Annotated in this window: 8 protein-coding genes; 6 read left to right on the plus strand and 2 right to left on the minus strand. The window is 65.6% G+C overall.

Annotation, left to right across the window (positions count from 1 at the left end; all coding sequences use genetic code 11):
* Window positions 1-24: 24 nt before the first annotated feature.
* Window positions 25-1102, plus strand: a protein-coding gene (locus AC1VWI_RS34980; RefSeq protein WP_499515022.1) for an IS630 family transposase whose coding sequence is annotated in 2 segments (ribosomal slippage) — window positions 25-462 and window positions 464-1102 — 1077 coding nt in all. Because the reading frame shifts where the segments join, the coding sequence is not laid out codon by codon here.
* Between the two features lie 1409 nt (window positions 1103-2511).
* Complete coding sequence (gene dpdE, locus AC1VWI_RS34985) at window positions 2512-5550, plus strand: protein DpdE (RefSeq protein ID WP_499515023.1); 3039 nt, start codon at window positions 2512-2514, stop codon at window positions 5548-5550.
* Here the strand turns inward: dpdE and AC1VWI_RS34990 are convergent.
* Both AC1VWI_RS34990 and AC1VWI_RS34995 read right to left on the minus strand, forming a co-directional pair.
* Window positions 5501-6388, minus strand: a complete 888-nt coding sequence (locus tag AC1VWI_RS34990) for an IS3 family transposase (RefSeq protein WP_499508794.1) — start codon at window positions 6386-6388, stop codon at window positions 5501-5503. The two genes, dpdE and AC1VWI_RS34990, sit on opposite strands and share 50 nt — an antisense overlap.
* Window positions 6385-6684: a transposase gene (locus AC1VWI_RS34995; RefSeq protein WP_499508795.1), complete on the minus strand. Its 300-nt coding sequence runs from the start codon at window positions 6682-6684 to the stop codon at window positions 6385-6387. The genes AC1VWI_RS34990 and AC1VWI_RS34995 overlap by 4 nt, the downstream gene beginning before the upstream one ends.
* Window positions 6685-6925: 241 nt before the next feature.
* Between AC1VWI_RS34995 and AC1VWI_RS35000 the strand changes: the two genes are divergently transcribed.
* From AC1VWI_RS35000 to AC1VWI_RS35015, 4 genes are all read left to right on the plus strand, one after another.
* Window positions 6926-7957, plus strand: coding sequence for a DEAD/DEAH box helicase (locus AC1VWI_RS35000; protein WP_499515024.1), 1032 nt, complete (start codon window positions 6926-6928; stop codon window positions 7955-7957).
* Between the two features lie 6 nt (window positions 7958-7963).
* A complete protein-coding gene (locus AC1VWI_RS35005) occupies window positions 7964-8263 on the plus strand; it encodes a transposase (protein WP_499508795.1) in 300 nt (99 codons plus the stop codon).
* Entirely contained in the window at window positions 8260-9147 is an 888-nt protein-coding gene (locus tag AC1VWI_RS35010; protein WP_499508794.1) for an IS3 family transposase, read from the plus strand. Before AC1VWI_RS35005 ends, AC1VWI_RS35010 begins: the two co-directional genes overlap by 4 nt.
* Window positions 9148-9233: 86 nt before the next feature.
* Window positions 9234-10748 carry a helicase-related protein gene (locus tag AC1VWI_RS35015; protein ID WP_499515025.1) on the plus strand — a complete coding sequence of 505 codons (1515 nt, stop codon included), beginning with the start codon at window positions 9234-9236 and terminating at the stop codon, window positions 10746-10748.
* Window positions 10749-10750: the final 2 nt, after the last annotated feature.

The raw sequence follows: 10750 nt of genomic DNA on the forward strand, positions 1-10750 counted from the left end.
TGATCGTCGCGGTACACCACGGTCATGAGGTACGCGCAGGGTGGCGGGCTGACTGCCGAGCGGAGGGCGTTTCGTGAGCAGATCCGTCTGGACGCGGGCGAGATGTTCGCGGCTGGTAGCGACAACGCCGAGGTGGCGAGGGTGCTGCGGGTGCATGTGCGCTCGGTGCAGCGGTGGCGGCGCGAGTGGGCCGAGCGGGGTGAAGCAGGCCTGGTCTCGAAGGGGCCGGCGTCATTGCCCAAGCTCAGTGACGAGTTGTTCGTGAAGCTGGAGGCGGCGCTGGAGTTGGGGGCGGTGGCGCACGGCTGGTCGGATGAGCGCTGGACGCTCGCGCGGATCAGGACGCTGATCGGGCGGATGTTCCACAAGAGCTACACCCTGCCCGGGGTGTGCCTGTTGCTGCACCGGCATGGCTGGTCGCCCCAGGTGCCGGCTCGCAGGGCGGTGCAGCGCGCGACGATGAGGCGGTCGCGACGTGGGTGAAGGAGACCTGGCCGGCCGTGGAACCACCGCGGCGGCACTCGGGGCCTGGACCGTCTTCGCCGACGAGGCCGGGTTCTCGATGACGCCGCACACCGCCCGCACCTGGTCCCGCACAGGCGTCACCCCGGTGGTCCGGGTCAACGGCGGCAGCAGGCGCCACCTGTCGGTGGCCGCGCTGTGCTGCTACAAGCCCGGCGAGCGGCCGCGGTTGGTCTTCCGGCACACCGATGACCGGCGGGTCGACGGCCGCAAAGGCTTCTCCTGGAAAGACTTACGAGACCTGCTCACCGCCGCCCACACCAAGCTCGGCGGACCGATCGTGCTGGTCTGGGACAACGTCGGCCTGCACCTCAGTCGCGCGATGCGGGCATGGATCACGGCCCGGGACTGGCTCACCGTGTTCCAGTTGCCGGCCTATGCACCCGACCTCAACCCCGTGGAAGGGATCTGGTCCAGCCTGCGACGCACCAGCCTGGCCAACATCGCCTTCACCGACTACACGCACCTGGTCACCGCAGTCCGCCGGGGCCTACGCCAGATCCAGTACCGACCCACCATCATCACCGGCTGCCTCATCGGCACCTGCCTCGCCACAAGCCCCGGCGACATCACGCAGTAATCCTCAGTAGCGGCGTGTAGACCGGGTCCATGCCGCTTGACGAAGGTCCGCCCGGAAGCCGGCAGTGACGGCGGGCGTGGTGGTACCGGTCGGGCCAGCTGCCGGCCAGGGAGCGAGCCGCGACTGGTCGGCAGACAGCGACAGGTCGGCGACGACAGACCCGATCGGGCGCCTGTGGCGGTCTCGCGGGCCGAGCCGGGTGACGCGGCGGTGCAGGGTGGCGGGGTTGTCCGGAAGTCGGCACCCTCCTGGCGACCAAGCTCTCCGCCCGCAAACTCCCCTCCGTCCTGGTCGAGGACATGGGGCCTGCCGGCGACCCGGTCCCGGCTGATGCACGGCGTGGGCATCCGCTCCCTGGGACGCCTGACGGACCGCGTCATGATGGCCATCGACCCCGCCTCGCCCCATGCCGTGGAGTTGGCGCGGGCCGAAATCGCCCTGATCGCCCCGCACTGCCGGCCTCGTGTGGCGGCCGACTTCGACTCATACCCGGGCATTCCCACTGGTGTCGGTTGACGAATTGCTGGCGATCGGCGACCTTCTCGACCGGCTCGAACCACGCCCGGCCCCCGGCGCACGCCCGTCATGCGCCACGACCGGCGGCCTGGAGCGCACGAATCTCCAGAAGAGTTTGGGTTTCATGCCTCGTGATCACCGCGGATCCTGTACCCAAGCGGGGCGATTGTCGGTGGTGTCGTCTACGCTTCAACCACCAGGTTGTGAGCAGCTTGTGAAGGAAGTGCGATGCCAGGGCCCGGGGTGGGGAGATATGCGTATTTTGTCGCTTTTTCGGTGACGGATCGAGTCGCGACAGTTGGAGGGGGAAGTCTCGAGGTCGGCTTGTGTGAGTCGACGGCGTCATCAGCCGCGCAGTCGCCACGCGCAGCAGCGTCGTCGGGTAGACCGGTGCGCCCGGCGGCCGAAACTCGGGGCGTGGGTGGCGTCCAGGCCCAAGTGGAGGGTTCATTGGCCAGGTGCACGGGGCGCGGCACCAGCCCACACGACGCGCAGATGCCCGGCCGGGGCGTGCTTTCGACGCAGATCGCATGCTGCCCTCGCCGTGACCGTGCAGCACCTCTACCAGTCCCGTCGCCTGGCAAAGAGGGCCAAGTGCTCCGTGGTGGCCGTGGTCTAGGACGCCTCTGCGAACCTCGCCCGCCCGTGGCACGGCATTCCTTGGCGGTCGTACCGGCATGTGGCCCGCTAACTTTTTACTGGCCCATGAAGCCCCAACTGCCAGCGCGGCAGAGCGTAGGCCGGTGCCGCGGCAAAGCCCGAAGTCTGCTGTGCCCGGACGCGTCATGGTCCATCGGCCGGGTGAGCGGCCTCGATCCGTGATTGTGGACGAGGCCTGCGGGTCTCCATGCTTCCTGCTTACAATCGTGCGACTGCGCTGAGCGCCGCTGGGGGTGTTTCATGAGAGACGTGAGCGTGCGGAATTGCTGAATAGGTTTTCCCCGTCGAGCAAGTACGTTGGCCGTTGGGTACAGGTCCGCTCAAACGATTTAGGGTTCGGGTTTTGCCGGGGCAAGCATCCAGAGGGTGCCGTCGTGTCCTACACGGACATACCCGGTCTACCTCAGACGGTGAACGTAGTTGCTGTGGAGGACCTGCAACTTCCACGCGTCTCCTCCGGCACACGGGTCTGGGTGAAGGGGCAGCCCTACGGCTGGCACGCAGCCGAAGTCGTGGGCTGGGCAGGATTCGATGAGTACCGGGTCCGTGTGGCAGGCATGTATCCCGAAGTCAAGCTCCGTGGTGACAGGTTCGTCATTCGGTGGGACAAGCCGCTGACCGACCCCGTCGGTGCAGTGGCTGAGGGTTTTTGCGACACCCCGGAGTACTACGAGGCACGCAGAGCCTTTCTCGGCCAACTACTCAATCAGCGCCGTGTTTCGCGGGGTTTCACAGCTGTGCTGTCGGCACCCGTCGAGTTGTATCAGCACCAACTCGACACGGTGGCCAGGGTGCTGTCGGACCCCGTACTTCGCTTTGTGCTGGCGGATGAGGTAGGGCTGGGAAAGACCGTTGAGGCCGGGTTGGTCCTTCGACAACTCCTCCTCGACGACGGGACTGCAACGGCGTTGGTCGCTGTCCCTGTAGCGCTACGCCATCAGTGGGATGAGGAGCTTCGCGGGCGACTGCTGCTCGACGACGCGATCAACGACCGACGTCTGCGCCTCGTGACTCATGACGACCTAGTTGATGAGGTGGGGCTGCACGAGCACGCACTGGTGGTCGTGGATGAAGCCCACGGCCTGCTTCCTCACCTTGAGCGGCGACCGGGGCTTCGGCGTGATCTTCTAAGCACCAGGGGCCTGCTCCTTCTCTCAGCCACCCCGATGAGTGGAAACCTCTCCACTCTGCTCGAGTTGCTTCACCTGGTGGACCCGGTGGCCTTCCCACGTACAGATCTCGACTCTTTTCGCGAGCGGGTACAGCAGCGCGAGGGGGAAGCTACCAATCTGCAGGTCCTCTCTTCCCGTCGGGCGAGCCTACGGCAACGCGAGAATGTGCTCCAGGAGTTGCTGCTTTTGCATAGCGCAGACCCGGTACTCGCCGATCTGGTTGCACGGTGCCGGGCTGCTGGGGACATCGCCTCCCCCGCGTGGTCGACGCTTGTCACCTACGTGAGGGAGACCTACCGCATCAGCCGGCGCATGATCCGCAACCGTCGCAATAGCGCGATGACGGAGGAATACCCGGTTGCGGGCCGACACGCTGCCTTCGTGCCTCTTGCTGACCCGGCACGTGCTGTGGTCGATGATTTTCTCGAGCAGTATCGCGACCAACTCACGGGGCAGTGCGCCAGCACCGCCTACGCCCGCGCCGTGACGTGTGGCCTGGGCGGCCCCCGCTCGTTGCTGCGATACCTCAAGCAACGCCTGGAAGCGACGGCGGCCACTTCGCACGCCGTGCCAGCACACGACCGCGCTCTTTTTGAAGCCACACTTGCACGGCTTCAGTTGGCCGACACAAGCACCCGCCTACAGCGCGCCCTTGACGTCGTGCAGGACAGGTTGGACCGTGATCTCAAGATCGTGGTCGTCGCTATCTCGCGCGACACCGCGCAGGAGTTCTTCGAAGCCGCAAGGGCCCGCTGGGGCACATCGGTCGGCGAACACCTCAACTGCACCGAGCAGCAAAAGCGCGAGGATGACGTGCTCACCTTCCTGGAAGCCGCGGGCGGGCGAGTCCTCGTAGGTGACCATTCCCTCGAAGAGGGAAGGAACTTGCAGGAAGCGCACGTCCTCGTCAACCTCGACCTGCCGCTCGACCCGAACCGGTTGGAGCAGAGAATCGGCCGCCTGGACCGCTTTGCTCGCCGAACACAGCCGGCTGAGGTTGTGATCTTCACAGAGCCCAACAGTGAGTGGGTCACGGCACATATTCGCTTTCTCAGCGAAGGTGTTGGTATTTTCCACAACTCCGTCGCGACGCTGCAGCGCAAGCTTGCTGATCTACTCCAAGACCTCGTTGCACGACTCCAAGGGGAGGGAAGCCGTGCGTTTGCGGTAGACCTTGCAGCTCTTCGAACAAGCCTGGACGAGGAGCGCAATGACATCGATCTACTGGAGGAACTTGAGTCCGTCACGATGGCGTCGGATTTTGACGATGCCAGCGTTTCCGATCTTCGCGCCGCTGAAGAGAAGGCTGAACCACTGCGGGCGGCCTTCTCACGCTTCGCGTCAGCGAGCGGAGGGCTTGGCCTGCGCCACCACGAGGATCCCGTTGAGCATCTTCTGCGCTTTCGTACGGACCCCGGCCAGCGCATTCGCGGATTGCCGGATGACGCCTCCCGTCAAGTACTGCCCCTGCTCAAGCGCCCTCGCGCCTTTGCAAGGAACGTTGCCACTCAACACACAGGCGTCGCACCTCTTCGCCTGGGGGATCCGTTGGTCGAGTGGCTCGAGCGCTATCTGCGTGCAGACGAACGAGGTCGCTCCCGCGCGATCGTGCGCCCGTACGCGGGCGGGCGAGAACCAGCCCTGTGGCTGTCGTGCGACTTCTTGGTGGAGTTCGATGCAGCGCAGTTGAATTCCGAGACCGAGGGGACCCGTCGACGGCTGCGACGCCGTGGTGATGCTCTCCTGCCGCCGACCGTAGTGCGCACATGGACCGACCCGACTGGTCCGGCTCCTGTAGCGCTACAAGAAGGCGTGCTGGAACCGCCTTTCGACAAGGCCTCAGACCAGGTGTTGCGAGGTCCCCTGTGGAAGGACGTATTGGAGGCCTTGCCGGACTGGCAGGAGTTGTGTCACCTCAGCGCGGAGGCTGCCCTGCGACACGTAGAAGCGATGGCAGTTCTCACCAGTGAGCCCGCCACCGCGTCAGCCCGTGGCCGCGCGGAAGTAGCAGCGCGACTGAAGTTTCCCCGTGATCTCGGACACGTGATCGTTATGCCGCGAGCGTGTGCTGCTGACGTTGCCTGGTCTCGGCCGGGGTGAGGTAGCCGAACGTGCGGTGCTTGCGTAGGCGGCGGCGGTTGTAGAAGGTCTCGATGAAGGAGAAGACCTCGGCGCGGGCGGTGGCCCGGTCGGGCCAGGTGCGGGTGCCGATCTCTTCCTTGAGCAGGGCCCAGAAGCTCTCCGCGGCGGCGTTGTCGAAGCATGATCCGGTGCGTCCGCAGCTCTGCCGCAGCCCCAACCTCCCTATGCGCTCACGGAATTGGGTCGAGGTGTATTCGCTGCCGCGATCGCTGTGGACCACGCAGCCGGGCTCGAGTCCGCCTCGGCCGTGCGCCATGTCGAGAGCGTCGACCACCAGCTCGGCGCGGTGGTGGTCGGCCATGGCGTAGCCGACGACTTCGCGGGTGGCCAGGTCCAGCCAGCAGGCGAGGTAGAGCCAGCCCTCGGCGGTGGGCAGGTAAGTGATGTCGCCGACCAGCTTGGTCCCGGGGCGTTCGGCATGAAAGTCGCGGCCGATCAGGTCCGGGGCCGGCTTCGCTTTCGCGTCCGGCCGGGTCAGCGAACGCCGTCTGCGCCGGGTGACGCCGCGGATGTCGCGTTCACGCATCACGCGGGCGACGCGCTTGCGGTTCACCCGTCGGCCCAGGCGGCGCAGTTCGGCGTGGATGCGCGGGACGCCGTAGGTGTGCCGGGAAGCGATGTGCACCACGGTGATCTCGTGTGCGAGTGCGTCGTCGGCGGCCCGCTTGGCACGGCGGGCGGCCTCGCCCTCGCACCAGGCGTAGTAGGAGGACCGGGCGACCTTCAGCACCCGGCACAGCAGAATGATCGGATAGTTCGCCTTCTCCGTGTGGATAAACCGGTACAGCTCGCTCACCGGTCGTTCTCCTTCGCGAAGAAGGCCGTCGCTTTTTTCAGGATCTCGATCGTCTGCTGCTGTTCGCGGACCTCCTTGCGCAGCCGCTTGAGCTCCTCGCGCTCGGCGCTGGTCAGCTCACCGGACTTGCCCTCGCCCTGGTCTGCCTTCGCCCGGCGGTACCAGCCGCGCAGGGACTCGGAGCTGATGCCGAGTTCCCGAGCGACGGCAGTGACCGTCTTGCCCGAGGAATCAACGAGCGCGATCGCATCCCGCTTGAACTCCTCGGTGTAACGCTTCGTGTACTTACTTCCCACCTGGTGCTACTTCCTCTGGAACCTCAAGATCCCAGTCTCCAGGTGTCCACGATCGAGGGGAAGCTTCACGACTCGCTGTGCTGCAGGCCAGGTCCCAGCGATTGCCTTCCGAAGGGGAACGCGTTAGCGCGACACAGGAACTGCAACGAGAGGAGACGCTCGGCCAGGCACTTGTCCACGGGATCGAACACCCCTCTGTTTCGATCATTGCCTGCGGCGCCGTTGTCCTGTGGCCCGCGTCATGACCGATGCACTTAACCTGGACCAAGAGGAATTGCTGCGCCAGGTGCTGCAGGAACCAGCGCGCAGCAGTGTGCCCACGTTTCACGACGACCTCTACGCGCGAGTGGCTCATCTGTGTAGCAGTGGCGACGGCAGCGACCTCGATCTTGCCGTCCTCATGCGGCACCTCCTGCGAAGGTGGTCCCTGCGTGACAAGCGCAGCACCAGGGTCGAAGTAGAGCCGTCCGTGTCGGAACGACTGCGGCGTGCGGCAAAGGTCACCGCCCTGCGCGAGTCGCCTCCAGATACATGGTCAGCTGCCCCCTGGAGGCCCCACTGGCTTGGCTCACCAGGGGAACCGGACGCTGCTGCTGGTGCTGGCACTGCGCAAGGCAGGCGCTTCCATAGTGACAATCTGGCTGCCGACCCCTTCTTCGAACGCTGCACTGGCTTTGATCAATATCGGACACCGGGCCAGCGTGCGGCCTGCCGAGCCGTGGTCTCAACGCCTGCTGGCAGCACTGTTGTGGCGATGCTCCCGACAGGCTCGGGAAAGACCGAGGTGGCGCTCTGCCTGGCTGATCAGATGAAGAACGCCGTCACCCTTATCGTCGTCCCGACGGTCGCGTTGGCCTACGACTTCGAGCGCCGATTCCAGGACCACTACGCGCGCCGCATTCCTAGTGCAGACAAGGCCTCGCTTCATTTTGCGTGGACGGCAAACACGAGCGAGGACGTACGGGAGCGGCTGCGGACTCGGGTGAAAGAGGGCAGGCAACCGCTCCTGGTTACGTCACCTGAGTCGATGACGCGCGCCCTTCGGGCATTGCTGATGGAAGTGGCCGACACCGGCCGGCTCGGCGGTCTGGTTGTCGACGAAGCGCATCTGGTGACGCAGTGGGGTCGTGACTTCCGCCCGGAGTTTCGCACGCTTGCTGATCTGCGTACCGACCTCCTGCGCCGTTCCCAAGAGATCGGACACCTCAGTCTGAAGCTTCCCCTCGATCGTGGACACCTGGAGACTGGGATCTTGAGGTTCCAGAGGAAGTAGCACCAGGTGGGAAGTAAGTACACGAAGCGTTACACCGAGGAGTTCAAGCGGGATGCGATCGCGCTCGTTGATTCCTCGGGCAAGACGGTCACTGCCGTCGCTCGGGAACTCGGCATCAGCTCCGAGTCCCTGCGCGGCTGGTACCGCCGGGCGAAGGCAGACCAGGGCGAGGGCAAGTCCGGTGAGCTGACCAGCGCCGAGCGCGAGGAGCTCAAGCGGCTGCGCAAGGAGGTCCGCGAACAGCAGCAGACGATCGAGATCCTGAAAAAAGCGACGGCCTTCTTCGCGAAGGAGAACGACCGGTGAGCGAGCTGTACCGGTTTATCCACACGGAGAAGGCGAACTATCCGATCATTCTGCTGTGCCGGGTGCTGAAGGTCGCCCGGTCCTCCTACTACGCCTGGTGCGAGGGCGAGGCCGCCCGCCGTGCCAAGCGGGCCGCCGACGACGCACTCGCACACGAGATCACCGTGGTGCACATCGCTTCCCGGCACACCTACGGCGTCCCGCGCATCCACGCCGAACTGCGCCGCCTGGGCCGACGGGTGAACCGCAAGCGCGTCGCCCGCGTGATGCGTGAACGCGACATCCGCGGCGTCACCCGGCGCAGACGGCGTTCGCTGACCCGGCCGGACGCGAAAGCGAAGCCGGCCCCGGACCTGATCGGCCGCGACTTTCATGCCGAACGCCCCGGGACCAAGCTGGTCGGCGACATCACTTACCTGCCCACCGCCGAGGGCTGGCTCTACCTCGCCTGCTGGCTGGACCTGGCCACCCGCGAAGTCGTCGGCTACGCCATGGCCGACCACCACCGCGCCGAGCTGGTGGTCGACGCTCTCGACATGGCGCACGGCCGAGGCGGACTCGAGCCCGGCTGCGTGGTCCACAGCGATCGCGGCAGCGAATACACCTCGACCCAATTCCGTGAGCGCATAGGGAGGTTGGGGCTGCGGCAGAGCTGCGGACGCACCGGATCATGCTTCGACAACGCCGCCGCGGAGAGCTTCTGGGCCCTGCTCAAGGAAGAGATCGGCACCCGCACCTGGCCCGACCGGGCCACCGCCCGCGCCGAGGTCTTCTCCTTCATCGAGACCTTCTACAACCGCCGCCGCCTACGCAAGCACCGCACGTTCGGCTACCTCACCCCGGCCGAGACCAGGCAACGTCAGCAGCACACGCTCGCGGCATAACGATCACGTGTCCGAGATCACGGGGAAACTTCAGTCCGAAGACTCTGCTGCTCAGCGCCACACTCGGCTCTCATGAACTACAAGACTTGTACCGTTTGTTCGGAAACCCTGGCCCCTGCACGCTCATCGCAGCTAATGCCCTGCGGCCAGAACCGGACCTTTGGATTGCCGCGGCGGACAACGAACTGCAGCGTCGCCAGTGGGTGGCGGAGACGCTCGCGCACCTCCCACGACCAGCCATCCTCTACGTCACATCACCCGAAGAAGCCGAAGCATGGGTGCCGCGATTGCAGCAGGCCGGCTACCGGCGGCTCGCCCTGGTGACCGGCAGAACAACCGCAGATGAGCGCTCGCGGACCCTGCAAGCGTTGCGGTGCACAGCCGAATCACCGGCCGCCGTAGACCTCGTCGTGGCAACATCTGCCTTCGGACTGGGCATTGATTACGCCCATGTGCGCTCAGTGGTGCACGCCTGCCTGCCCGAGACCGTCGACCGCTGGTATCAGGAGTTGGGCAGAGGCGGGCGTGACGGCGACACCTCAGCCGCCTTTCTGCTGACGGCCCCCACGGATCGACGGGAGGCGGAGAGTCTCAGTACGACCGTACTGACCGACGACACCGCCAGGAAGCGATGGACGGATCTGTGGTATCACCGTAAGACGTACCGGAACAAAGAGTTCGTGGACCTGGAGGCGAGCCGCGGTTCGGTCGCCCAGGGCTCATACAACCGCCGCTGGAACGCCCAACTGATCCAGGGTCTGGTAGAACTGGACGCACTGCGCCGCCACCAGGTGGATGTTGAGGACCTAAGAGAACTGGCCGACGAGGCCGGGCCCGGGCACGACTGGACATCCATTGAGTTGCAGCACGGTGACCTTCGCAGCGAGGCCTTCTGGCGCTCCCACTGGTCGCCGTGGCAGCAGCAGGAAGTGTCTCGCTCGCGACGAGCACTGGACGCAGTGATAGCCCTCTCGGACGGAACCGGCCTCGCGTGCCGCGCGATAGCGCAGTCGTATCGGCCGGACGAGGCAACGTACGACCTCTTCGGCCCGGCAATCGACGGAGTGGAACCGCTCGTGCCTTGCGGCCGATGTCCAGGCTGCCGTCGGCACGAGTTCAAAGCACCGGATGATCCGCCTCCTCGACCCGCCCAGGTATGGCCACTGGCTGACGACCTCACCACCAGTCTGGAGGATCTCGCTGATGCCGCCGCTGCACGGGACCGTCTTGTCCTTCTCGTGGCCGACCACCCACACGAGGTAGCGCCCCTGCTTGCACCTGCCTTAGCCCGCCGCGGTGTACGCCACTTCGCCGGACCAGTAGGGGCCATCCGCGACCACTCGAGTTGGCTGTTCGTCGACACCTTGCCGGTGGCTCCCACCGGGCTGACGCCGTGCTCCTCGTTCGTCGTCTATCCAGCGGCCAATCACATTCCGGCAGCATGGCTGAGCCCTCGGGTACGAATGGTCCCGAGGCAACAAGCGCCTCCTGCATTCGATGTACTGCTCGCCTCGCGTGACGCGACAGTGGGAGGCCGTCAACTGGGACGTGACCTGCTGGCTCTGGACGCAATTACCGCCCTGCAGATACTGGATGACTGACC

It is taken from the genome of Streptomyces sp. TOM-9 (assembly GCF_056858595.1).